At 32.6% G+C, this 26320-nt stretch carries 26 protein-coding genes and 1 tRNA gene; 4 read left to right on the top strand and 23 right to left on the bottom strand.

Annotated features, from left to right (window positions below):
- Window positions 1-26: 26 nt before the first annotated feature.
- The 11 genes from BN4220_RS06255 to BN4220_RS06305 form a co-directional block, all read right to left on the bottom strand.
- On the bottom strand, window positions 27-620 hold the full coding sequence (locus tag BN4220_RS06255; protein WP_066714804.1) for a histidine phosphatase family protein: 594 nt from the start codon (window positions 618-620) through the stop codon (window positions 27-29).
- Between the two features lie 89 nt (window positions 621-709).
- Window positions 710-1321, bottom strand: coding sequence for a class I SAM-dependent methyltransferase (locus BN4220_RS06260; RefSeq protein WP_066714806.1), 612 nt, complete (start codon window positions 1319-1321; stop codon window positions 710-712).
- Between the two features lie 186 nt (window positions 1322-1507).
- Entirely contained in the window at window positions 1508-2104 is a 597-nt protein-coding gene (locus BN4220_RS06265) for a GNAT family N-acetyltransferase (RefSeq protein ID WP_066714808.1), read from the bottom strand.
- A 152-nt stretch (window positions 2105-2256) separates the two neighbouring features.
- Window positions 2257-2940: a class I SAM-dependent methyltransferase gene (locus tag BN4220_RS06270; RefSeq protein WP_066714809.1), complete on the bottom strand. Its 684-nt coding sequence runs from the start codon at window positions 2938-2940 to the stop codon at window positions 2257-2259.
- A 320-nt stretch (window positions 2941-3260) separates the two neighbouring features.
- Complete coding sequence (locus BN4220_RS06275; protein ID WP_066714811.1) at window positions 3261-3497, bottom strand: hypothetical protein; 237 nt, start codon at window positions 3495-3497, stop codon at window positions 3261-3263.
- A gap of 611 nt (window positions 3498-4108) precedes the next feature.
- The gene (locus tag BN4220_RS06280) at window positions 4109-4516 is read right to left on the bottom strand and encodes an MATE family efflux transporter (RefSeq protein WP_082812159.1); all 408 of its coding nucleotides are present in this window, start codon (window positions 4514-4516) and stop codon (window positions 4109-4111) included.
- Complete coding sequence (locus BN4220_RS06285; RefSeq protein ID WP_066714813.1) at window positions 4419-4754, bottom strand: MATE family efflux transporter; 336 nt, start codon at window positions 4752-4754, stop codon at window positions 4419-4421. Before BN4220_RS06285 ends, BN4220_RS06280 begins: the two co-directional genes overlap by 98 nt.
- 237 nt (window positions 4755-4991) lie before the next feature.
- Window positions 4992-5063 (bottom strand) — tRNA-Gly (locus tag BN4220_RS06290).
- A 212-nt stretch (window positions 5064-5275) separates the two neighbouring features.
- Complete coding sequence (locus tag BN4220_RS06295; protein ID WP_066714814.1) at window positions 5276-6334, bottom strand: NAD(P)H-dependent flavin oxidoreductase; 1059 nt, start codon at window positions 6332-6334, stop codon at window positions 5276-5278.
- Window positions 6335-6793: 459 nt separating this feature from the next.
- Window positions 6794-7573 (bottom strand): nitroreductase family protein, encoded by a 780-nt coding sequence (locus BN4220_RS06300; protein ID WP_066714816.1) that lies wholly within the window; start codon window positions 7571-7573, stop codon window positions 6794-6796.
- Between the two features lie 6 nt (window positions 7574-7579).
- Window positions 7580-8455, bottom strand: a complete 876-nt coding sequence (locus tag BN4220_RS06305) for an AraC family transcriptional regulator (RefSeq protein WP_242867748.1) — start codon at window positions 8453-8455, stop codon at window positions 7580-7582.
- 387 nt (window positions 8456-8842) lie between these two features.
- Between BN4220_RS06305 and BN4220_RS06310 the strand changes: the two genes are divergently transcribed.
- Window positions 8843-10600 (top strand): ABC transporter ATP-binding protein, encoded by a 1758-nt coding sequence (locus BN4220_RS06310; protein ID WP_066714820.1) that lies wholly within the window; start codon window positions 8843-8845, stop codon window positions 10598-10600.
- Window positions 10601-10602: 2 nt separating this feature from the next.
- Complete coding sequence (locus BN4220_RS06315) at window positions 10603-12399, top strand: ABC transporter ATP-binding protein (protein ID WP_066714825.1); 1797 nt, start codon at window positions 10603-10605, stop codon at window positions 12397-12399.
- 276 nt (window positions 12400-12675) lie between these two features.
- On the opposite strand, the gene BN4220_RS06320 is transcribed toward BN4220_RS06315, so the two are convergent.
- The 4 genes from BN4220_RS06320 to BN4220_RS06335 all read right to left on the bottom strand — a co-directional run bounded on the left by BN4220_RS06320 (window position 12676) and on the right by BN4220_RS06335 (window position 19959).
- Window positions 12676-14079 (bottom strand): AI-2E family transporter, encoded by a 1404-nt coding sequence (locus tag BN4220_RS06320; RefSeq protein ID WP_082812161.1) that lies wholly within the window; start codon window positions 14077-14079, stop codon window positions 12676-12678.
- A 141-nt stretch (window positions 14080-14220) separates the two neighbouring features.
- On the bottom strand, window positions 14221-16815 hold the full coding sequence (locus BN4220_RS06325; protein WP_066715438.1) for a homocysteine S-methyltransferase family protein: 2595 nt from the start codon (window positions 16813-16815) through the stop codon (window positions 14221-14223).
- Window positions 16816-16862: 47 nt separating this feature from the next.
- Window positions 16863-17951: a metallophosphoesterase gene (locus BN4220_RS06330; protein ID WP_066714826.1), complete on the bottom strand. Its 1089-nt coding sequence runs from the start codon at window positions 17949-17951 to the stop codon at window positions 16863-16865.
- A 160-nt stretch (window positions 17952-18111) separates the two neighbouring features.
- Window positions 18112-19959 carry a bifunctional homocysteine S-methyltransferase/methylenetetrahydrofolate reductase gene (locus tag BN4220_RS06335; RefSeq protein WP_066714827.1) on the bottom strand — a complete coding sequence of 616 codons (1848 nt, stop codon included), beginning with the start codon at window positions 19957-19959 and terminating at the stop codon, window positions 18112-18114.
- Window positions 19960-20390: 431 nt separating this feature from the next.
- On the opposite strand from BN4220_RS06335, the gene BN4220_RS06340 reads away from it, so the two are divergent.
- A complete protein-coding gene (locus BN4220_RS06340; RefSeq protein WP_066715439.1) occupies window positions 20391-21083 on the top strand; it encodes an iron-sulfur cluster assembly scaffold protein in 693 nt (230 codons plus the stop codon).
- A gap of 19 nt (window positions 21084-21102) precedes the next feature.
- Window positions 21103-22113 (top strand): GGGtGRT protein, encoded by a 1011-nt coding sequence (locus BN4220_RS06345; protein WP_066714834.1) that lies wholly within the window; start codon window positions 21103-21105, stop codon window positions 22111-22113.
- Between the two features lie 232 nt (window positions 22114-22345).
- Here BN4220_RS06345 and BN4220_RS06350 read toward each other — a convergent pair whose 3' ends face one another.
- From BN4220_RS06350 to BN4220_RS06380, 8 genes are all read right to left on the bottom strand, one after another.
- Window positions 22346-22696: a hypothetical protein gene (locus BN4220_RS06350; RefSeq protein ID WP_066714837.1), complete on the bottom strand. Its 351-nt coding sequence runs from the start codon at window positions 22694-22696 to the stop codon at window positions 22346-22348.
- Window positions 22656-23333: a hypothetical protein gene (locus tag BN4220_RS06355; protein ID WP_066714839.1), complete on the bottom strand. Its 678-nt coding sequence runs from the start codon at window positions 23331-23333 to the stop codon at window positions 22656-22658. The genes BN4220_RS06350 and BN4220_RS06355 overlap by 41 nt, the downstream gene beginning before the upstream one ends.
- Window positions 23334-23482: 149 nt before the next feature.
- The gene (locus BN4220_RS06360; RefSeq protein WP_066714840.1) at window positions 23483-23821 is read right to left on the bottom strand and encodes a hypothetical protein; all 339 of its coding nucleotides are present in this window, start codon (window positions 23819-23821) and stop codon (window positions 23483-23485) included.
- 57 nt (window positions 23822-23878) lie between these two features.
- Entirely contained in the window at window positions 23879-24445 is a 567-nt protein-coding gene (locus BN4220_RS06365) for a GNAT family N-acetyltransferase (RefSeq protein WP_066714841.1), read from the bottom strand.
- Between the two features lie 21 nt (window positions 24446-24466).
- Entirely contained in the window at window positions 24467-24985 is a 519-nt protein-coding gene (locus tag BN4220_RS06370; RefSeq protein WP_066714843.1) for a GNAT family N-acetyltransferase, read from the bottom strand.
- Window positions 24986-25350: 365 nt separating this feature from the next.
- Window positions 25351-25599, bottom strand: a complete 249-nt coding sequence (locus BN4220_RS06375) for a hypothetical protein (RefSeq protein WP_066714845.1) — start codon at window positions 25597-25599, stop codon at window positions 25351-25353.
- A 148-nt stretch (window positions 25600-25747) separates the two neighbouring features.
- Window positions 25748-25945, bottom strand: coding sequence for a GNAT family N-acetyltransferase (locus BN4220_RS19750; RefSeq protein WP_082812167.1), 198 nt, complete (start codon window positions 25943-25945; stop codon window positions 25748-25750).
- A 7-nt stretch (window positions 25946-25952) separates the two neighbouring features.
- Complete coding sequence (locus tag BN4220_RS06380; protein ID WP_347477056.1) at window positions 25953-26303, bottom strand: inorganic pyrophosphatase; 351 nt, start codon at window positions 26301-26303, stop codon at window positions 25953-25955.
- Window positions 26304-26320 lie beyond the last annotated feature (17 nt).

The following is a 26320-nucleotide window of genomic DNA, read 5'->3' on the forward strand; positions in this document are numbered from 1 at the left end:
CTTTATAAAGCTTTTCATAAACAAATCTAGCTCTCACTATTTTCGTTATTCTTTAAATTAAACACATCAATTTTCTCTATATGTATTAATGTATCTCCTTGAAAAGACATCTTCACAATCCACGGCATTATATTCCGTATTCTTTGAAAATCATCAAAGCTGTACGTTGGTTCAAAATAGTTAATAATTGTACTTAGTGCCGTACCATGACTGCCGATAACAATATTTTTACCGGTATATTCTTTCAAGACCTCCATTAACGCATTAATATTACGATCTTGGACCTCCCGTAAACTCTCACCATCTGAAAGTTTATATTCAAAATCATCCCATTGCATCTTGCTGAATTTATAAAAATCTTCGATCCAAATGCTATCTACTTTCCTTTCTCGAAAGTCTTCCACTGTAAGAATTGGATACCCAAATGATTCTGCGAAATCTTTTACTGTATCTACAGCTCTCACATATGGACTTGATAGAACAATATCTATATTTTTATCACATAAATACTGTGTCACTAATTTACTATCTTCTTTTCCCTTTTGTGTTAAAGGTCGCTCTCTGTCATTATGGTTTGTATAATCAGGCTCAGCATGCCTAATAAAATATATCGTTGTCATATTTATTTCTCCTGTACTAATTTATCCAATATTTTCAAATCACACACCGGTAATAATAATTATAACTCCTACCTCCATCTAAATAAATATTACTTTTTTCTTGCAACTACTTTAAAAATGTGCCAATGCTTTGGCACTGCTTCTCCATCCCTACCACAACATCTACCATCATAATCCTCTTCCCAAAAGTCGATTATATAAAAATCTTCAAACAAGTTCATTACTTGCTCTCTTGAATGAAATGTTCTTTCTTTGCTGAAATTATTTGCCCATTCATCCTTATCTCCAAAAAATACTCCCGAAAAAATGCCTTCTTTATTAATATTACCAACAATCTCTTCCCACATTTTATTAAAATTCTTCGGATTACAAAATGGTAAACTATAATTTGCAATAATGCAATCAACTAAATACGGCAATTGCAACTCTTCAAACGACATTTCTTTTATCTCAAATATATCTCGCAGTTCATTAGGCATTGTTTCTCTAACTCTGATAATAAAATCTGGTTGTGAATCTATCGCTAATACATGCCAACCCTGCTCAAGAAAGTATAATGAATCCGTTCCTGCACCACATCCTAAATCAATTACTTTACTTTTATTAGTTCCAAATTGTTTTAAAGCATTTATTGCAGTGTCACTTGGTGGGTTTGTCTTTGTAGATTCAAAATATGTATTCCAACTTAATGTTTCATCCATTTCATTTTCTCCAGTCAATCTCCACTTTATTATCGGTGAATTTTCTTATAATAATCCTCACTATGAATTATGTCCATAAGGATGGCTATATCTCATGCTTTCACATTTAGTATAACAATAACCATAATCACCGTCACCACCACAGTCTTTTTTCGTGTAGATAATCACAGCTTCCTTGCCCCTTTTTTAAATGTTAAATCGTTTATCATATTCTTTTGCAGGTAACTTTGTAATACCTTCATCATAGATTTCAGCTTCAAAATATTTACCGTGACTATTCTTGAGATATCCTTCCTTCAACTCCATTGCCATAAAAGCTGGATAATTTGCACCCCAAGCAGTTGTAATTTCAAACTCTTTCGCTTCAACAAATCCAAAGCGTGGATAATAAGTAGGATGTCCAAAAAACACAATAGCGCCATATCCCAATTCTGTTGCTCTTTCAATGGAAAATTGCATTAATTTACTTCCAACACCTTGATTTTGAAAATCAGGTAAAACACTTAACGGACCTACATTCAATGTCTCAATCCGCTTCCCATTATCGCTCATAATATATGAGTTACTATAAATAACATGACCGACAATTTTTTCATTTAAAGTCGCTACAAAGTTAAGTTCACGAATACCATCTTTTTCTCTTAATTTATGTATCATGAAATGCTCTGTACATCCAACTCCAATATCTTCAATTCTCTCATCACGATAAAAGGCTGCACGCGCAACTAACTCAACTTCTTGATAATCCTTTACTTCTTCTAATCTAATTTGTATATCTAACATTTAACCTCCAATTTAGGGACCACCATTGACTCATATGCCTTCCCATGACTATTTGTAATATAACTCATTCTTTTTTAAACATAGATAAATACTAATTAAAATCGACTCACCATTCGCATCATCTTTATAAGATTCATTATCTATTTATTCCATTATTTTTTACATTTCAAGAAATATTGAATCATAGGGCCAGTATCCGCTTTTTCTATAACAAAATATTTTTTTAGCATATCTTCAAATTCTGGAGGCTGCATATTAAATCTATCAGGTCTTCCTAAATGCTCCTCAATTAACATCATAAGTTGGCATGTTTCATCACTAATGTTAGGTATATCAAGAACAATTTTTCCTTTGGGTTTTAAAATTCGTTGCATTTCAATAATTGATTGTTCAACAAAATCCTGTTCAAAATACTCCAATACTCCAATACACGCTCCGATATCAAAATAGTTATCTTCAAAAGGTGTTTCATGTATGCTCCCACAAAATAAAGATCCAATCGATAATTTCTTTTCTGTAGCAAACTTATTCAGTAACTGAATTGTTTTGTTGCTAATATCAACCCCATGATATATTGAAGGCCATTTATCATATCCACGAAACATCAGGTTTAGACAACAACCAAGATCAATAAATCTCATATTCGTGTCGGGCAATAAATATTCTATAATTTCTGTACTACCACTATCCCCATTCGTACATTCCTGTTTCCATTTTTGAAAGTTTGGATTATTTGTAATATATTCGGGTAGATCATTGTATAAATTAATTCCTTTCTTACCGCATTCAATTCCTTTGTCATAAGATTTTGCAATTAATTCTAATTGATTTTCCATTATGTTTGGCAAGCCTCCCCCACTTTATTTGAGTATTATAATTTTTGCATCAAACTTGGATGTTGTAGATTCCATATTATGCTCATTTTGCTTATCTTAACAGCTACATAATATCCCCCACTCTTCTTTAAATAGTTTGTTTCCTTTTAATATTTTAAATAAGTAAAAAATGTATACATAACAGCTCAAGAAGAAGTTATTCACACATAAGCGCATGAAAAAATCCCTTGAAGTTCAAGGGATTCCGTAAGCATGGGATGTGAAACGAACAAATCCTCCCATAAGAAAATACTTATAAATTGAAGGTTTGCAAATTCCGTTTAATTCCCGTATTGCCCTTTCACATAAGGCAATATCGCCCACGTAACTTCGTCGGCGGTAATTTTACGTGTAAGAATAGTTTTCTTTCCCTGACGAAACTTCAAGCAATCAATGTCATAATACTTGCCCGGCACCTCATCGAGAACATACTTACCACGCATGAAGCGCATGGTCTCTTCGCTGACTTTTTGCAACTCGTTTTTTTCACTCATTATGTATGCACCTTTTTCTTTCATAAATAATTGCTTTCATCATAACATATATAACTTGACCACAGTATGTCATATAATAAAGTATTAATAATCCACATTTTAAAACTGCCCGGCAAATTCAAATAGTAGATTTCTTAAACCATAATATCATAACAAAATTTATGTAAAATTAAGTGAAATATAAATACTAAGCATATTGTTTCTTTGGTGAGTTGCTTTACATTATATTATAGTAGATGATAATTTATCTAATTATACATTTCCTAATAAAGGAAGTCAACTTTGCGAAAGTGAGTTAATACTCAAAGTAGATGTGCATCTTGGCTTACAGACATGTTAACGGTTACTCGTTAATTTCTTCAAGTTAACGGTTATCATATCTGTTTTTTTCAAATATGCCAATATGAACAAGGCTAATCTCCGTACTAAAAAGGATGTTGCACATATGCAAACATGATTTTCAAGTAACAAAAAAATCGCTAACCCTCAATTTATAAGGATTAGCGATTTCTTTCATTAAGCACGAGACGAGATTCGAACAAGTCCCCGTACTCATAACCACTGATAAACAGTGGCTTTGCGACTTCTGTTATTTATCTGCACATACTAGCATACTGGCTACTGAAATTGATTTTTTAACCCTCTAGCATATACTTTCTTGTTTTTACAAAATATATTAGCCATAAAGTGATATACTTTAATGCTAGCCCAATGTACATTCCACCAATTCCTGCAATTACTAAAAATAAATAAATCCAAATCAGAGATAGCAGGGAAACTACAATTGAAGTTTTAAAAACAAACCTTTCATTATCAGTACCTTGTAAATAACTCTTATAAATCTGATAAAATATATTCATTATTTGCGCAATTACTAAATAAATAATAAACCCTTTTGATATATCTATTGTTCGGTAATCAGAAACTATGAATCCCATTATTCTTTCAGGGAACATAATACAAATAATACTGATAAATGAAACTACAATTAATGACAACTGTATAGCCGCTTTTATTATAGGTTTTTTCAAACATTTCTTCATCTTGTCTTCCTGCCATATCTGCTGCCACAATATTATAAGCAACTGAAAATATTCCTAACGAACCTGTTATTGCAAAAATAACCGATGAAGCTATTCCAATTACTGCAAAACCGTTCGTTGAATAATGGCCGATAATTGCTTTGTCAAGAATCTCAAATATACTTGTAACCAGGTAATTCATTAGTATTGGTAAGGATAATGAATTTATTATTTTAATATATTCATTTTTTATTTTCATTATTAATTCTCACTTTCATTTTACATTTCTAATTGAAAGAGAGAACAGATTTTTATTAAGCCTATTCTCTCAATAGGCTTAATACATACGCATCAATCATTTTACTTTGATACCTCCTTTACTTGTAAAATATTAATAATCCTTATGGATACCAGCACGTACTCAAGGATACTCATCAAACGAAACGAAAAAACCTCAAAAACATCATATTTACTGATGTTTTTGAGGTATGTAAGAAGCACGAGACGGGATTCGAACCCGCGACCCTCGCCTTGGCAAGGCGATACTCCACCACTGAGCCACTCGTGCATGTTTTTTTATTTTCTTTCGTTCTCTCAAACGCAAGATAGATTATATATTATAAAAAACGTTTTGTCAACACAAAATATAAAAAAATTTTAATTTAATACAAAAAAATATTTAAAATTCCAAACTTAGTAAATTACCAAACAATAAAATAAACTGCCAAGACTATCTCAACGATTTTCACTTGGCAGTTTACCTAAAAAACAATATACTTCTTATCCCATAACCAATTCTTGCATCAACTTCTTAACAGTAGTCATCTCTTTTAATCGATATACCTCTGCTCCACAGAATAATAAGGCATTATCAACATTTCCTTTCACTGCATTAATTAACGCTTTCGTAATACAGTATGGTGTATTGGATGGATTACAGCTAATAATACAACGTAAGCATCGATCAATCTTTTCACGCTCATTTTTCAATTTTTCTAAAAATTGATTGTGTATCGCTCTTCCAGGCATTCCTACTGGGCTAACAACAATCTCAATATCTTCTTTATTTGCTTTCAAATATTCATCTTTATAAGCTTGTGCTGCATCACATTCTTCTGTTACAACAAAACGAGAAGCAACTTGAACGCCATCCGCACCAAGAGATAGACAATGAACGATATCATTATGATCAAAAACGCCACCGGCAACAATCACTGGTATATCTACTTGATATTTTTCTTCATATGTCTTTTTACATTCGATAATCTTCTTAATCTCTTCATCATAATTAAGTGTATCGATTCCATTCAGCTCATCCAAAGAAAATCCTAAATGTCCACCAGCTTTTGGTCCTTCAATTACCAAGAAATCAGCGGTTCTATGATATTTTCTATCCCACATTTTTAAAATAACATTGGCAGCTTTTTCGCTAGAAACGATTGGTGCTATCTTTGTCTCATAACCTTTTACATACTCTGGCAAAGAAATAGGGAGTCCTGCGCCTGAAATAATAACGTCTGCACCACTTTTAGCTGATCCAATAACATACTCTTTATAATTTTGACAAGCAACCATGATATTAACACCAATAATCCCATTCCCAGAGATTTCTTTTGCTTTCTTTATATGCTTATCGATTGCTCGAAGATTCGCATTCACTGGATCCGTATAAAAGTCTTCTTCATCAAAACCAATCTGAGCCGTTGATATTATGCCAATACCGCCTTCTTTTGCTACATTACCTGCAAGTCGACTTAGACTAACACCGACACCCATACCTCCTTGAATAATAGGAAATTTAGCTTTTAAATTACCAATAACTAGTGGTTTTAATTCCATGATAACTCTCCTTTTCACAATTACGTATTAAATATATAAAAGTTTTACGATGCATCTTAAACTATTTGTTTTAAACTGTAATGGACGCAATCCAATAATCCGAAAAGCTTTTCTACCATATTACACCAACAAGGTTGTTATGTCAATATCTTTTAGTGTTGATATCTTCATTTATTGGTTTGTATATCATTATAATATAGTTATTGTTACTATGTAAATGATTTATTATTACTATGTTTATTACTACGTTTATAATTACTAAGTTTTTAATTACTAAGTTTTTAATTAACACACTTTGGCTTAATGTACTAAAACCTCCCTTGTACCTTAGTAGCAAATAATCAGGACCACCGGCTTAGCTGGTGGTTTATTTTCATTGCAATACAAAAAAAGACTGATTTAAAATACTTAAATAAGCATTTTAAATCAGCCTTTTCTAATCTATCGTATTAATTTTACTTAAAATATCTTTTCCTTTAAAACAACTGTAGTAATATACTCATTATTACGGAAGTTTTTCTCTTTAAAACTATCTACCAATATAAAACTGTCACTCAACCAAAGTTCTTCTGCTGCTTGTGATACATTGGCTAACATTACACCAATATCCAGAAGCTTTATATCATTTAGCACAGCACTAAAAATTCGAGCTTTTTTACAAAATACGTGAATACGATTTTTGTAAACTACAAATCTCCATGGTTGACTATTAAAAGCAGAAGGTGAATATATTCCGGCACTTATTAATGTCTTCATAAGATCATCTACTTCTTCTTTATAAACCGTAAGGCGTTCTTCACTAAGTCGACTTGCCTTTTCTGGTACACGATAAATATCTTTTGGAGATTTTCCAAAAGCAATCGCAATTACAAAATCATATTTCAACTTTGATTTTAATTTTGACTTCGGCTTTATCGCCCCTTGATAACAAGTGCCAATGTTCATAGCAGTAAGGTACAAAACCATTTGCTGCATAATAAATCCAGCATTGATTAAATAATCTTGTTTAAATTCTGAGGTTAAAATTAGATAATACGGTGCCTTTACTTGAAAAGCTCCACCTAGCCCACCATCTTCTTTTAAATTGTCCACAATCTTAAGTTCATATTCAATGTTGTCTCGATAGGCCCTTAAAGATTTCATGAAATTCTCAATATGCGCTAGAGTTTTTTCCTCCAAAGGTTCCATATTATAGCTTCTGACCGATCTTCTCTGATAGATTGCTTCATATAGGTTCATATAAAATTATGCCTCCTGCTCCAATAGCTTCCTTCTATAGTGTAATGGGGAAATACCATAATATTTTTTAAACAATTTACTAAAATGATAAACATCCTCATATCCCACTTCGTTTGCAATATTCTTTATACTACCATTCCTATCATTTTTCAATATCTCTTTTGCTTTTTCTAAGCGAATTTTAATTAGGTAGTTAATTGGTGATTCGCCTGTTTCCTCTTTAAAAATCTTTGATATGTATACTGGGCTTAGATACATATTATGAGCTATTTGGTCCAGTGATATTTTTTGTTCATAATTTTCTGATAAATAATTGATAATTCGTTTTACAGCATAGCTTTTATTATAAGTTTCAAAGTTGCATCCTAACTGCTTTATTTTTGGAGCTTCAACTATCTCCCTTACAATTATAAGCAGTATCTGCATCAAATGTGCCTTTAACATAAAATATTTTCCGATTTGACCGGACTCATTTTCTGCTAACATATCATAGCACTTTTTATTCACTTCTTGCTTTGCTTCTGTGTTCAAATGGACTACATGTTCTCCATTTGGTAAATCAATTGAATTTGGTGCCATATTTTTAAAATGTACATCCGTAAATCCAGTAAAAAATTCTACAGTCGGCTCTTGGCCTTCTATCATTAGATTTTGATGATGTACACCTGCGTTACATATAATCATATCTCCAGCTTCTACATCATATATCTTACCCTCTACTAAGTATCTTCCTTTTCCTGATAAAATATAAGTAAGTTCTGTAAAATCTGTATGTGCATGATATGCAGATTCTTTTATCATGCGCAATTTACTAGCAAATAATACTGTTGGATTAAAATCATTATAAGTTAAATCAAATTGACAGTCACACAATTTTAACACCTCATACTTCCTATCTTTGAAGTTCTATATTTTGGTACTAATATCGTTAATTATAAAGTTCAATTGATCAAGCAAATAAATCGATGTACTTTACGAACTTACTATATTATACCATAAATATTTACATTCATCACATAATAATTAAAAATTTTAAAGAAATCGAATTATATCGTATTTTGCTATATTTTCTATTTTTTTACTTATTTTCGAACAAATATTCGATTATAGGATATGACATCACATGAATAACAATATACATTTTATTTTAAAATAAGGCCTATATAATTATCATGCAATATAAATTCTGGTATGTGTATCAAATAAAGCTTTGTTACAAGAACCACCCCTGAAATCCAGAGTTAAGACTGATTACGAGGAGGATCTATCATGACTGCCATGCAGTGGTTTTTTTCATTTTTGAAAAAATACAAACGAAACATAATTTTTGCTCTATTCTTAGTAACTATCGTCTCATTACTTGCGATTGTTAACCCTTATATTTCAGGAATCATCGTAGATGACGTTATTGAGGGTGGTAAATATGACCTACTACTAAAATTAGTAATGATTTTAATTACAACAACCCTACTTCGCTCTGTTTTAAAATATACATATCTCTATATTTTCGAGATTTCTTCACAGCGAATGCTATATACATTAAGGGACCATGTGTATCGTCGTTTGTTACAACAAGACTTCACATTTTACAACAAAAACCGTACGGGCGATTTGATGTCAAGACAAACTGGCGATATGGATGCAATTAGGCATTTTGTTGCATTTGTAATCTATAATATATATGAAAATATTTTACTTTTTATATTCGCTGTTATCATGATATTTACCGTTGATTATCGATTGGCTTTGTGCATGATTGCTGTTGTCCCACTTACCATATTTACAACAAAAAAACAATTAACTGCAATTAAGCCTGCATTCCATAATATTAGAAAACAATTTTCTAGCCTAAATACTTTTGTTCAAGAAAATGTAAGTGGAAATCGTGTGGTAAAGGCATTTGCAAAAGAAGATTATGAAATAGAAAAGTTTAAAAAAGAAAATGATGGATATCGCAATGCAGAATTAACTGCAACTAGTATGTGGAGAAAATACGTACCTGTATTTGAATTCTTAGCAAGTTTTTCCACTTTTATTCTATACTTAGTTGGTGGACTTATGGTAGTGAATGGTTCAATTACTCTAGGAAAATTAGTTACTGTAAGCGGGTATTTGTGGATGCTTAATAATCCACTTCGTATGGCTGGCTGGCTAGCCAATGATTATCAAAGATTTGTAACAAGTGTAGAAAAAATTTATTCCACAATTAGTGTAGAGCCAAGTATAAAAGAGCCTCCTTCCCCTTATGAGGTTAAGAAATTAGCTGGTGATATTGAATTTAAACATGTTTCTTATCACGCCGATGATGACATTATTTTAAAGGACATTAATTTTAAAGTAAAAGCTGGTCAAACCGTTGGTATTATAGGTGCAACTGGTTCTGGTAAGTCTACATTGATGAATTTACTATGTCGTTTCTATGATGTAACTGGCGGTGAAATCTTAATTGATAATGTTGATGTTAAAAACTATGACTTATACTGCTTGCGTAACAATATCGGTATGGCAATGCAAGATGTATTTTTATTCTCCGATACCATTGAAGGTAATATTGCTTATGGTAACCCTCACGCAAGTTTTGAAGAGGTAAAGCAAGCAGCACTCATTGCAAATGCCGATGATTTTATCAAAGAAACACCAGATGGCTATGACACCATTGTTGGCGAACGTGGTATGGGACTTTCTGGCGGTCAAAAGCAACGAATTTCTCTAGCTAGAGCTTTATTAAAAGATCCATCCATTGTTATTTTAGATGATACTACCTCAGCAGTTGATATGGAGACAGAATCCCATATCCAAGGTGCTTTAAAAAATCTTTCTGGAAGTCGTACTGTGTTTTTAATTGCCCATAGAATTTCATCGATCAAAGATGCCGACCTTATATTAGTCCTTGATAATGGAAGAATTTTAGAGTCAGGAACGCATAACGAATTATTAGAGATGAACGGTTACTATGCAACTGTGTTCCATCACCAATATGGAGAATTTAATCAAATCAAAGAAGCACGTAAGAAAGGAGTCCGCTAATCATGGCTAGAAATAAATATGATATTGATGAAACACTACAATCCGAATTTAGTGTTGCTCATTTAAAACGGCTTGGTTCTTATATTAGACCATATCGTAAAGATATGGTGATTACAATTGTCATGATGCTCATTTCTAGTGCCCTTGGAATGCTTACACCTAAAATTCTAATGACAATTGTTGATGATTACATACCAAATAAAAACACACGTGGCATTGTCGCAATCAGCTTTTTACTACTGGCAATATACCTCGTTATTGTTATAATACTCCGTATGAAAATAACAATTACTGCAAGGCTTGGTCAAAATATCATTCATCAAATTAGAAGCGATATCTTTAATCATCTACAGGAGCTTCCCTTCTCCTATTACGATGACCGACCACATGGTAAAATACAAGTACGTGTAGTTAATTATGTAAACAGTTTAAGTGACCTTTTAAGTAATGGTATCGTAAATACAATCACTGAGTTATTTAGCTTGTTCTTCATTGTTGGATTTATGCTTTCCATCAGCGTTCGTTTAACGCTTATTTGTATGGTTGGTTTGCCATTACTCATGATTCTAATATTTATTATAAAGAAAAAACAGCGTGTTGCCTGGCAAATATCTAGTAATAAGTCATCAAACTTAAATGCCTACATCGCTGAAAGTATTAACGGAATTCGCGTGACTCAGAGTTTTGTTAGAGAACAAGAAAATATAAAGATATTTAATAATTTAAGTAGCAATTATAGTGTTGCTTGGATGAATGCTGTAAAGTTAAACTTTCTACTTTGGCCTGCCATTGATAATATTTCAACTTGGACGACATCTGCAATCTATGTTCTTGGTGTTTCTTGGATTAGTAATGGAATAGCAGGAATTACAACAGGTGCGTTGGTAGCTTTTACAGGCTATATCGGAAGGTTTTGGGCACCGATTAATACCCTGGCTAGCTTTTATAATTCCTTATTAACTGCAATGTCGTATCTTGAAAGAATATTTGAAACAATTGATGAGCCAGTATTAGTTAAGGATAGAGAAGATGCTACTATTATGCCTCCAATTGTTGGAGAAGTAGAATTTAAACATGTCTTCTTTAGCTATGAAGATGGAATTAAAATCTTAAATGATGTAAGCTTTCATGTAAATCCTGGGGAAACCTTTGCACTCGTTGGTCCAACCGGTGCAGGTAAGTCCACAATCATTAATTTAATAAGCCGTTTTTATAATATCGATTCTGGTGAACTATTAATTGATGGTATTGATATTAATAGCGTCACAATTCGTTCCTTACGTAAGCAAATGGGTGTAATGCTTCAAGATAGTTTCATCTTCTCTGGAACTATTATGGATAATATCCGTTATGGTAAATTAGATGCAACGGACGAAGAAGTTATCCTTGCTGCAAAAACAGTTTGTGCCCATGATTTTATTATGAATTTAGAGAATGGCTACCATACAGAAGTAAACGAACGTGGTTCAAGACTTTCTGCTGGACAGCGACAATTGATATCCTTTGCAAGAGCACTACTAGCAGATCCTAAAATATTGATCCTTGATGAGGCTACTTCAAGTATTGATACGGAAACTGAAATTCTTTTACAAGAGGGACTTGCAAAGCTGTTAAAGAATCGTACTTCTTTTATTATCGCCCATCGCTTATCTACAATTAAAAACTCAAACTGTATTTTGTACATTGATGGTGGTAATATATCTGAAATGGGTAACCATGAAACCTTAATGGAAAAAAAAGGTCAATATTACGAGCTTTATATGTCTCAGTATAATTTTTTAGAAGATGAGGCTATTTAGAGAATGAGGCTGTTTAGAGTATAAGACTTTTTAGAGGATAAGACTTTTTAGAGAATGAGACTTTTTAATCCCACAATAAAATAAGCAATTGAACGTACTAATAAAGTAAGATAAGTTTCGATATTAATATAGACAAAGAACCTAAAAACCCTGAGAATTCTTTTTTAGATTCCATAATGTTAAAGATTACTCCCCAACATTATGGAACCAAAAGGACTCTCAGGGTTTTTAAATAAAATTAATACAAGAATGTTACTGTTTCATAAAATCAACATACTAACGATCTATCTTAGTGAAACTGCTGTTGTTTGACTTTGATTGGTCCTTAGCATTTTTTATATTATTCTTTTTTGTGTTTGTAGGATTCACTTTATTAATAGTTTCACCTAATGTCTGTTTCATATCTTTTAACATATTGTTTTTTTGATTCTTATTGTTTTTTTTAGTCTCTTCCGTTTTACCTAAGTTTTCTAACCTTTTAGAATCTTTTTTATCCTCTTCTTTAGGTCCCAAAAATGGTTTCGGGTCAAATTTATCTTTTGGTATTTCACGCTTATTAAGTCTTTTATTAACCGCTGTACGAAGAAGCGCATATATTACAGAACAAATCGGAATAAAGATAAGCATACCGAAGATACCCATAAGGTTACCACCAACGGTAACTGCAAAAAGCACCCAAATTGAAGGTAATCCAACGGAACCTCCTACAACATGTGGGTAAATTAAGTTTCCTTCTATTTGTTGTAATACATTAAATAAAACAATAAACCATAGTGCTTGAATTGGACTAATCATTAAAATCAAAAAGGCACCAATAAAACATCCAATAAAAGCTCCAAAGATAGGGATTAATGCTGTAAATGCAATTAATACCCCCACTAGTAACGCATAAGGGAACTTAAATATTGTCATCGCTACAAAGAACATACACCCCAATATAATTGCCTCTGTACACTGACCAGATAAAAAGTTTGAAAATGTATTTTCCGCCAATGAAAAAATATAAATCGTTCTTTCTGCTCTTTTTTCTGGTAGATATGCATACAAGATTTTCTTTGCTTGTCTTGATAAATTTTCTTTCTGTGTAAGAATATAAATTGCAAATACAAATCCAATTATGAAATTAGCTACTCCGCTTACGATTGAGCCTACGATTCCAATGGTTGAGCTAAGCATATTAGAAGTAAAACTTTGCGCAAATCCAAGTATATTTTTTGCAAGCATCTCCCAATCAATTCTGTTCCAGTCAATCTGAAATTCTGTTACATATTTTTGAAGTTCAGGATATTTCTTTACAAGCTCCGTCAACTGCGTTTGAACTCTTTGACCAAATTCAGGGATACTATTAACTAAAACTCCTATCGTTCTAAGTAACTCTGGAAAGATAACAAAAGTTACGATAAAGATTATTCCAATTATAAATATTAAGGTTAGTAATATACTAACTGGGCGTTTAATTTTCTTTAGTTTTTCATTTCGAAATAAATTTCTTTCAATTACCCTCATTGGAACATTCATTATAAATGCAATACATCCACCTAGAATAAATGGGGATATCAACCCTATAATCGTCCTTAGCGTATGTAAAACAACATCGACATTGTCAAAGCACACGTAAACAGCAACGGTAAACAGGATTAATCCCATTAATTTTTTCATATTATTCTTGCTTAATTCCATACGTCCATCCTTCCATCAAACTTCTGCTTTCATCATAAATATGACATGTATCAATTATACATAATTGCATTCTCAAATAAAAATATAATTTTTCCCAAATGAGAATATATCCTCATTAAGTATATACTTTATTGCAAATTTCTACAAATTTAATAATTGCTTTACCAGCACTACTGCCTCACCGGCATCTTTGGAATACCCATCAGCATGTATTTCATCACAATAACTTTGAGTGATTACCGCTCCACCGATAATTACTTTCGCACGAAGTCCTTCCGCATCTCTAAGTTTTACAACTTCTTTCATATTTTGCATTGTAGTAGTCATAAGAGCAGATAATGCAATGATGTCAGCATCTTTTTCCTTTGCTGTTTGGATTATAATTTCTGAATTAACATCCTTACCTAAGTCAATCACTTCAAATCCATAATTTTTAAGCATCAAGGCAACTAGATTTTTACCTATGTCATGAATATCCCCTGCAACAGTTGCTATTACAATAACTCCTCGCTTTTGTCCATCTGTTCCTGTTTTTAACATAGGCTCAAGATGATCAATTGCTATTTTCATTGTTTCTGCGGAAGAAATCAACTGTGGCAAATAGTAGGATTGAATATCAAAAAGTCTTCCCACTTCATTAATTGCTGGGATTAGCATATCATCTAATATTTCTGATGCAGAAAACCCTTTCTCAAGGCTAGCCTTTACAAGATCGAGAATTTTTCTTCGATTGCCTTTTAGTACTGCAATGTAAATATCGTTTTCTTCTAACTTCGTAGTAGCATTTTGTGAAGTTGAATCGGATGATAATCTATCCATAGAATTACCCATAGATGAATTATCAGAGTTTGTTGTACTTTTATTCATGGATGCATTTCCATCTAGGGAAGTGTTTCTATCTGTTAAATTCTTTTCCGATGCATTTTTATTTTCACTTAATTTATTAGCAGAAACGAATTCCACAGGACGATTCGTAACACGATCAATATATCTAATATCCGCCTCTTCTTTATACATTAATAAATCCGAAGCAAACGCTGTATTCATTAAAAGATCTTGTGATGGGTTTGCAATTGCCATAGTAAGTCCTGCTTGAATTGCCATCGCTAGGAACGTAGAATTCACAAACTGTCTTTCTGGCAAACCAAATGAGATATTTGATAAACCAACAACCGTACCTAACCCTAATTCATTCTTACAAAAACGAATCGTTTCAAAGGTATCAATTGCTGCTCTCTTATTGGCACCAACAGTGTTAACAAGTCCATCAACAATAATATCTTCCTTGCTTAATCCATGTCTCTTAGCTTCCTCTAAAATGGTCAATATAATCTGCTTTTTCTCATTAATATCCTTAGGTAACCCTGCATCCGATAATGGTAAAAGAATAAACATAGCACCGTATTTTTTAGCAATCGGAATCAATTGTTCAAATTTATGCTTTTCCAATGAAATAGAATTAATCAACGCTCTACCAGGATAAATACGAAGCGCTGCCTCAATTACGTCTACATGGCTTGAGTCTATACTAAGAGGTACATCTACAAGGCCTAATACCTCGTCAATTACTTGTAACATCATTTCCTTTTCATTAATACCATTCATCCCCATATTAATATCAAGAATATCAGCCCCAAGTTCAACCTGCTCTGTAGCCATGGTAGAAACAATATCTAAAACGCCCTCCTTAAGCTCTGCCTGTAATGCCTTTTTCCCTGTTGGATTGATACGTTCACCGATTACCATAAAACGTCCATCTAAGTCAAGATGTAATGTTTTTCTCTCAGTCGTTAATGCTCGAACTATCTTATCTTCTATTTTAATTGGGGTGAAATTCTTTGCAGCTTCTGCAAGGAGCTTGATATGCTCTGGTGTCGTTCCACAACATCCACCAACCATGTTAGCTCCCGCATTAATTAAGTCCTTTGATTTTTCGGCAAATTCTTCTGCCTCCATATCAAATACAGTGTTTCCTCCTACAAGCTTTGGTAATCCAGCATTGGGTTTCGCTATTAAAGGTACCTTTGCATATTCCTTCATTAATTTTAAAATGTCACACATCTTTTCAGGGCCTGTGGAGCAATTCACACCAATTGCATCAACGCCAAGACTTTGAAGTACAATAACAGCTGTCTCCGGATCCGTTCCATATAAGGTACGGTTATCATCTCCAAAAGTTAAGGTAACCATGATTGGTAAATCACAGGTTTCCTTTGCTGCAAGAACTGCTGCTCTACATTCTTGTAAACTCATCATTGTTTCAAGAATAAGTAAATCAACACCAGCCTCTACTAAGTAACTAATTTGCTCCTTATAAACATCAATAAGTTCTTCAAATCTAAGCTTACCAAATGGATACAATTGTTCTCCAGTCATTGTTAAATCACCAGCGATCAATACCTTACGTTTACTATTATTAGTATTCCACATTTCATAGCGACTAATCGCTTCTTTGGATAGTTTTACCAATTCATGATTGTATTCTTTGATCTTATCTTCTAAGCCATATTCTTTTAGCTTAATTCGATTCGCTGTAAATGTAGGAGCATATAAAATATCTGTTCCTGCTTTTAAATATTCAAATTGTAACTCAATCAGTGCTTCTTTATTGTCCAAGATCCACTTTTCAGGACAGACACCAGAAGTCATCCCCTTATTTTGAAGGTTACTTCCTGTTGCTCCATCTAATATAACAATCTTGCTGTCAACAAACTTCTTAAACTCTTGTTTATTCATGGATTTCACCGTGCTTTCTTTTAGAAATTCTATATCATCGTATTTAATTATGGTAAAAATTCTAATAGTCCATAATACCATCCACAGATACCATTCTTTTTAATTAAGTATCCTCTACTTGTTTCTTCCGTCACTGAAACAATATCTCCAAAGGTAACTGGAATTTGATAATCTGTAATATCTTCCGTATGCCATTCACCTTTTTTCATATAAAGATAATCATTTGGTATCCACATTTTATATCCTGTAGACTTATGTTCACAATAAGTGAAATCACGCTCTTTTCTAAGGACTTGAACGCTACTATCGATCCATGGTATATTACACGAAGTACCACCAACTTCTTGCGTATTTAAAACTTTCGCCTTGCGAAGTAAATCTACATATTCGTAAGTAAACTCTTCTTTATATGCATCTTCAATCAAAAGCGCATTTAATTGTCCATCTCTTTTTAGAACATTTCCACCATCAATACTGATAATCTTATTTTCCTTATCAATTCTTGGATTACAATCTGCGATGTTTTTACAGTATAAAACAGCTGGCCAATGTCCCACAACATGATACTTATCAAAATGAAAACCTTGCTCCATAAAAGCATCTGCCTTCATGACCTGACTAGGTTTCATTTCTTCCAAACGATTTGGATATACTGCTGCATGCGCAAAAACATAATCTCCTAATTCTAATACATGAGGTAAATTGTATATAAAATCAATCTCTTTTGCATAAGCTTCTCTTAAAATTTTCTTCACTGCAAGCATATCTAAATTAGCTGTAATTTGAATACCAAGCTCTCTGCACATCTCTCCAACTAGAGTATTTCTTCTAGAAACAATATATTTTAATAATTCATCATTGCGATTATCTTTTAATATTTCAAGGCATATCATATCACAATTACCACAGATGGTATAAACGGTATGTGACATTGCTAATTCCATTACAAATCGAAGTGTTGCTAGACTTTCGTCTCCTTTTTCAACGATATCACCTAATAATACTAAGACATCTTTCGTTGTATAATTCACTTTTTTAAGCAAAGCCTTTAGTGCTACTAAATTTCCATGTATATCACTGACTGCAATGATTCTTTGATTATTTCGAATTTCTGGTTTTATAATTTTAATCCCCATATCCACACCCTTCCTTATGACCATATCAAGGTCTGAATTTTGGTCAAAGCGGATATTATAAATCCGCTTACGTTACTTACTCATATCCTATATTTAAATGCGACGTATTTCATTAGGTACTAGAACTCCTAAGGCAGTAGAACTCCTAAGAAACAAGCACCTAAAATATAGTATTTGAAGATGGTATTCTAATCTTATCCATTAAACTTACTCGGTTAAATGGTAACATAAAATAATATCCATCTGCATAAGGTTCTAATTTTTCTATAATCTCGTTTGCAATTTCTGCCCCGACAACTTCTGCTTCTTCTTTTGTCATATCCTTATGATATCGAGCCACTATTTCATCAGGTACTTGAATTCCCGCAAATTCATTTTTAATAAAATTAGCATTGGTATAACTTACAAAAGGCATAATTCCACACAATATTTTAGTATTTACTTTTGATTTGATGTAGCGAATTTTATCGATGGTTTCATCACTATAAATTGGTTGAGTTAAAAAATAGGAAGCGCCTGCATCAATCTTTTTTTGCATACGTTCAATTGCTTTATCAATATTACGAACTCCCGGGTCAAATGCTCCACCATAAATGATTGGCTCCTCAACAAAATGCTCCTTATTCATTTCGTTTACATATTCCATAAGTCTTATTGAATTGTAATCAAATACACCAGTGGTCTTTAAACGACTGCCATCTGGTACTGGATCACCAGTAACAATTAAAAGATTTCGTATGTCATTTGCATAAGCTCCAAGGATAGAGGAACGCATGGATATCATATTCTTATCTCGACAACAAACATGAGGCATTACTGGCATGCCAGTTACATTCATGATTTTAATACTCATAAGAATAGAATCAATACGGCTTCTACCCATTGGTGAATCTGCCATCGTTATCATATCCACATTATGATTCTTTAAATACTCCGCACTTGCAATGACTTTCTTATCATTCGCATCAAATGGAGGATCCAATTCAACAGCCACAACTTTTTTTCCAGAATTTAAGAGTTCTAGGAACTTATTTTTGTTTTTATTTATATTTATTAAGTCGGAAGTTTCCGTGTTATTATATACTTTATTATATGTATTAAAACTTTCTTTTTCTCTTTTACTATTAACATCTATGCTTACTGGCTCTAAATCAACAATTCTTTTACTTGTCTCTTCAATGTATTTTGGTGTTGATCCACAGCAAGCTCCAATAATAGCCGCTCCAAACTCGCCAATTTTCTTACAATTATCAGCAAAATAATTTGCATTGTCCATAAACACCATACGATTTTGGTATTGCTCTGGATAACCTGCATTTGGAGAAACCATAAAATACTGAGTCTTTGGTAGCTTTAAGTTTTTCAAAACCTGCAACATATGTCCAGATCCAATACCACAATTAAATCCAACGGCATCGATTTGATTTATCTCAGATACCTGTTCTAAAAGTTTTGCAGCAGAGAATCCAGTCCTTGTATATCCATTTTTATTTAAACAGAATTCTACCATCAAAAATACGTTATTGCTTTTCTCTTTAATATATCCTGCTAATTGCTTAATATATCTTAAATCAGGAAAGGTTTCAAATAAAATAGCATCTACCCCTTCCTTAATAAAAATATCAATCATTTCCTTATATTCAATTACGATATCCTCTTCCTCAGTAGTTGCAAATTCAGGAATCGGACCGATATCACCCGCAATAAAAACCGTCTGATTACTTTCTTTTACCGCCTCTTTTGCAATATCACAGGCTGCAGATATCATATCCTTTTGCTCTTCTTTAGAAATGTTTAATATAGTTCTATTTGCAGCAAACGTATTGGTTCGTAAAAGTCTTGCTCCTGCATTTATGTATTCTTTATGTATTGTTTTAATTTTGTCTCTTGAGTTAATGTTTGCATATTCAGCAATTGCTGGCTCACTAAGTTCGCGAGCTGCATAATATGTCCCCATTGCTCCGTCTGTAATTAACCGAGAAGTTTTCAAGTAATCAAATATTGTCATAGCATCCTCTTCTTCTTTAATTATTTTATAAAGTCTAATAACTTTGCCATAAACTTTCTTTTAAAAATTGAATAAATATTAAAATAAAACTCCATACAAAACTTTAAATATTATATATTACTATAGCAATATTCAAACCGATTGAAAAGTATAATTTCTTATTTTATACATGTTTTTCATAATTTTTAAAACTTTTCATTATTTCATAATTTTTTAAGAAAAGTTCCAATAGTTAACTTTTTGACAAACTATGCTTTTGATGATATTATAGTTCCGTATAAATACAAGCTATGCGTGTATATGCTTCCTTGTAAAACTGAAATTTTCGCCAAAAAAGTATAGACTATTTTCAGTTTTTATGAGAGAATATGGGGAAAGCAAATGCAGAGTATGCATATGTATCTTATCAAAAGATTGAAAGGAGTCTCAACATGATTTATTCACATGAAGTAGAAAAAATGTGTCCTGTAGCACAGGGTGTTCACCATGGTGCTGCGCCAATCCCAGAAGAAGCAAAATGGGTTCAAAGTAAACAAGTTTCCGATATTTCCGGTTTAACACACGGTGTAGGCTGGTGTGCTCCACAACAGGGTGCCTGTAAGTTAACTCTTAACGTAAAAGAAGGTATTATTCAAGAAGCTTTAGTTGAAACCATTGGATGTTCAGGTATGACTCACTCTGCAGCTATGGCAGCAGAAATCCTTCCAGGACTTACTGTTCTTGAAGCTTTAAATACAGACTTAGTTTGTGATGCCATCAACACAGCAATGAGAGAATTATTCTTACAGATCGCTTATGGTAGAACTCAGAGTGCTTTCTCTGAAGATGGTCTTCCAATTGGTGCAGGTCTTGAAGACTTAGGAAAAGGTTTAAGAAGCCAGGTTGGTACTATGTACGGTACTTTAAAGAAAGGTCCTCGTTACCTTGAAATGGCTGAAGGCTATGTAACTGGTATCGCTCTTGATGAAGAAGATCAAATCATTGGTTACCAATTCGTAAGTCTTGGAAAAATGACTGACTTCATCAAAAAAGGTGATGATCCAAACACTGCATATGAAAAAGCAAAAGGTCAATACGGCCGTGTTGCTGATGCTGTGAAGATTATCGACCCAAGAGAACAATAAAAAAGGAGGATACATAAACATGGCTTTATTTGAATCATATGAAAGAAGAATTGATAAGATTAATGCTGTATTAAACAGCTATGGTATTGCTTCAATTGAAGAAGCTGAAAAGATTACAAAAGATGCCGGTCTTGATGTTTACAATCAGGTAAAAGGTATCCAACCAATCTGTTTTGAAAATGCTTGTTGGGCTTACATTGTAGGTGCTGCAATTGCTATAAAGAAAGATTGTAAAAAAGCTGCTGACGCTGCTGCTGCTATTGGCGAAGGTCTTCAAGCTTTCTGTATCCCAGGTTCTGTTGCAGACCAAAGAAAAGTTGGTATCGGACATGGTAACCTTGGTAAAATGTTATTAGAAGAAACTACTGAATGTTTCGCATTCTTAGCAGGACATGAGTCCTTTGCTGCTGCAGAAGGTGCAATCGGTATTGCGTTATCTGCAAACAAAGTTAGAAAAAAACCATTACGTGTAATCTTAAACGGTCTTGGAAAAGATGCTGCTCAGATTATCTCCCGTATCAACGGTTTTACATTCGTAGAAACTCAGATGGATTACTATACTGGTGAAGTAAAAGAACTTTTCAGAAAATCCTATTCTAAGGGACCTCGTGCAGAAGTTAACTGCTATGGTGCTAACGATGTTACTGAAGGTGTTGCAATCATGCATAAAGAAGGTGTTGACGTTTCCATCACTGGTAACTCCACTAACCCAACTAGATTCCAACATCCAGTTGCTGGTACTTACAAGAAAGAATGTATGGAACAAGGTAAGAAATACTTCTCCGTAGCTTCTGGTGGTGGTACTGGTAGAACTCTTCACCCAGATAACATGGCTGCTGGTCCTGCTTCTTATGGTATGACTGATACTATGGGTAGAATGCACAGCGATGCTCAGTTCGCTGGTTCTTCTTCCGTTCCTGCTCACGTTGAAATGATGGGTCTTATCGGAATGGGTAACAACCCAATGGTAGGTGCTACTGTTGCTGTTGCTGTTGCAATTCAGATGGCTGCTGAAGAAGGTAAGTTCTAAGATTTTTATATATCATAAAAATTATAAAATTAAGAATTTGACCCCATTTTGTACACTAAAAATTCATAATGTGGTCAATATAGAAAATTCCCTAGTGTAATGCTAGGGAATTTTTATGCTCTCCTTTAAGCTTCGTTAATTTAATTTATTTATGATTTACGATTTTTGTTCTTAGTATTAGGAATACTATGTTTTATAAAATATCTTAAAGAAAAATAATCCCGAGGAGCATCTACACAAGCCACTCTTTTGCTTCTTCCGCATCTGAAAAATAAGCATGATATAAGACTTCATAATGTTTAAATTTTTTCTTCAACAACTTCTCAAATTTTCTTCTTTGTAATATTCTCAGCCCTATAAATCCAATTTTATTAATATGATTGCTTATCCGAAATAAGCTAGAACAAACTTCCTCCATAATATCTACATCTAGAACATTACCATCCATATTAAACCACAACTTATACTTTACATTATTCTGCTTCGATAAGAAAGTATCCTCAATCTCTGTTAAACGATTGAGTAATGCATCCTTATTATCTTTATACCCATCTAAGTGACAACAGTGTATAAATTTCAGCATCAAACTTATTCCACATGCCTATAAATATTCCAGCAATAATTTTATCTGCTTGCTTAATAACATATATCTTCCAATCCTTAAAATTCTCTTTCATTCTACTACTATTCCAATAAATGTCTGAGTTAAATTTATCATGAAATGATGCATATTGCTCAAAACTATCAATTGTTATTTCATTGATGTTATAGGTTGTTGGATAAAAAACAAACTCTCTTTTTGTAACTTGCATATTCATACAAGAATCCACACAGTCTGCTTTTAATTCCTCCATAATATGTATAGCCATTTTGTTCTCATTTGGATAACCAAAGTAAATCTCATATCCACTATAATGTTCGGTCAAATAATTTATAAATAAGGAATATATCATTTTATGATTATCTTGCACATAAATACCAGATGACTGAAGGTATTTATTATTCCTCTCCACCATCAGTTTAAGAACCCCCACTAATTTCTGGTTCTCAAAGCATGCCAATAGTTTATCTTCTAGGTGCTCTATTGTTCTTTCAAACGCCTCTTTTAATTTTTCTTTACTTTCATATCTGTGGTAACTTGAATTTTCTTTTTGACAATATGTTTCCCATGAAAAATCTAAAATTTCGTTTAATCTCTCATAACCTATTTCAATAATCATATAAGTACTCCTTATTCTGCTAGGTTTATTGAATACCAATCATGTAAATACTCTTTCTCTCTGAATATTTCATTATATGAACTTGCATTCTCCATTCAAAATTCACACTAGTAAATTCAACTTTATATAGCATTCTGGCTTGATTTTCTTTAATCCTTATTATTTTTGCTAACATATTTTTCTACAATCGCGCATTCATATATTATCATCATGCCAATGGCTCCAAAAAAAGCAATAAAGGCAAGTAAGATACCTAATGTCTTTTCTGATAAAAAGATACTACTCACCCCAGTAATACCAATCATAGCACCATAACCAACAAATAGCATTCCACATGCATGATTATAAGCTTTTACATCCGTTATGCTATCCGCTTGTGGTGCCTTAATATTACTATAGATTCCAATTGGCTTTTTGCTCTTAATTGCAATGATTCCGATCAAGAGAAAAAATAAAAATATACCAAAGCATATTAACATAATCGCCATACTAGACACCTCGTTATCTAATTTCCTCTTTATAGGAAATAAAGTTATCCCTCCAATTTATTTTCTCTTAGAAAAATAATCTTCTGATAATATCCCATACATAGCTGTATCACAAATTCCCTGATTGTTTCGATCTGCATTTCTTAAAGTTCCTTCGTATTGTAATCCACATTTAAGCATAACTTTTCCCGAATTCGGATTTCTAGGATCATGACGTGCTTCAATGCGTTTTACTTCAACCTGTTCAAATAAGAATTTAATTACTCCCTGAAAAGCTTCAGAAGTAATTCCTTGATTCCAATACTCTCGTCCAATACAATAACCAATCTCCATTATATCTAAGTCTTCCTTTATATGTACTACACTAATGGAACCGATTGGCTTATCACTATGGCCCTTTAGAACAATCGCCCATTGATAAAATCTAGAATCTGAATAGTTATTAATCCAATCCTCTAATACTCTTTTTGTTATTTCTAAAGAATTATGAGTAGGCCATGTTAAATACTTTGTTACCTCATAATCCTTGGTCCAATTATGATATACTGCTTCTGCATCTGATACTTCAAATCTTCTTAAAATAAGACGCTCTGTTTCTATTAATAATGTTCCTAAATGTTGCATAACCTAACCTCCTAAAATGTATTATTTCTGCTGCTGTTTTTTACAGAGTACATGACGTGGCAATCCTCCATATTTCTTAGTTGTTACAACTATCTCATATCCAAGAGAAAGAAAATTATTTAAGCTATAAATATTATCTGGATGTACGGTAGCCATAAAATAATTATAATTATTTTGTAGATATGACTCAGCCCATTCAATTAAAGATCTTTGGATATGCATACCTTGAAATTCTGGCAATACGGCGGTTGATTCCATATGCGCAACTTTCATAAGTTGCATCTGATTTAAATCAAGGTAATTACCTAGATTATCTTTTGCTTCTTTAGGAAAACGCACCATCAAATAACCTGCTATTTTTTCTCCTTGAACAGCCTTAACTACAATTCCTTCCTTTGAAATATGTCTTTTTATAAACTCCGCATCATCCGCACAAAACCAACTAGCATTTGGCATTAACTTTATAGCTTCCTTTATAATTTCACTTATTTCAATAACATCGTTATAGTCTGCTTGGCTAAATTTAATATCAAAACTCATTTTATACCCCAAGTTATTACATCTAGTTCTAGATATAATCTATACTTTCCTTTCCTAATAAAAATCTAACTAAGAACATATACAATCTATGTACTAATTTATAAACCTTATTATTTATAAACAATTCTTACTTCCTACTAATCTGTTCTCTAATCTGTCTTTTAAGTATTTAATGAAACAAAGTATTCCTAGTATTAAAATATCACTTTACACATGCTAAATAGAATACTTATCAATAGCTACCACCATTTTTTGCCTCTGTTTTTTCTATGTATTATACTATCACTCAGAATAATAAACAAGAAAAAGAGTTATAATTTCTTTAACAACTCTTTTTCTTGCTCAAAATACTATATTGGAATATCTTAATCTTCTTTTTTCTTTTCATTTAGTTGGATTTCAGGTGGTCCAAAAGAATAAATTTGATGATAGGAATCTGTTTCATCTTCATTTAATGGAGGACGAAACATCAATCCTGTACAATCCATTGTGGAACTACTATTGCAGATATCAATATCACCAACGTTATATTTATCCGTTTCTTTCTCATTAATGGTATTTGCAGTATTTACTTGGTTATACTTATGAATTTTAATTGTTGATTTTTCATCCATCTTAATACCCCTTTCCTATTGCATTTCTTTTAATAATTCATATTTATTATCTAGTATGGCAACAATAAAATAAAATATCCTTTTAAACAAAGGAAAGGGTAGGATGCATTCCAATTTATTTACATAACTTAATGAGACGATTTTTTATTTACCTCACCATATCAATCTGACCTTCATCAGGACTTTCCACAAATCCCATATTTTTATATAAATGTAATGCATTTTCATTACATTCATCTGCCATTAAAAAGGATTTCTTCGCACCATGCTTTATCCCATATGCAAAAGCCTGTCCCATTAATTTTCTAGCAATTCCTTTTCCTTGATACTCTGGTTTAACAGCTATCTCTCGATTACCTTCGAATTAAGATTCCCTTCATAAACTCTGATTCATTATGCGTTTTATATACTAGTTCTTTTTCTTCTTCTGAGCACCCAATTAATATTTTTATCTCAGAATCTTTTTTCAATAAATCTACCGTACATATGATAGCATCTACTTTTTGGTCTTTATTTTTTCCTAACCATACATCGATTCCAGCACCATCCATTGATGTTGTATTTTTTAAATAACCATAGTCTACTTTATAGATCAAGTCTGGATATTTCGGATGTGCGGTTCCCTTAGGTCTATCAATTACGATTTCAGACTGCTGCACCAGTTTATCCAACATCAACCAAAATTCATTATTTGTTTCCATCATTGTTCCTCCCTTTTGTA

Source organism: Clostridium sp. Marseille-P299 (assembly GCF_900078195.1).
GTDB lineage: Bacteria > Bacillota > Clostridia > Lachnospirales > Lachnospiraceae > Lachnoclostridium.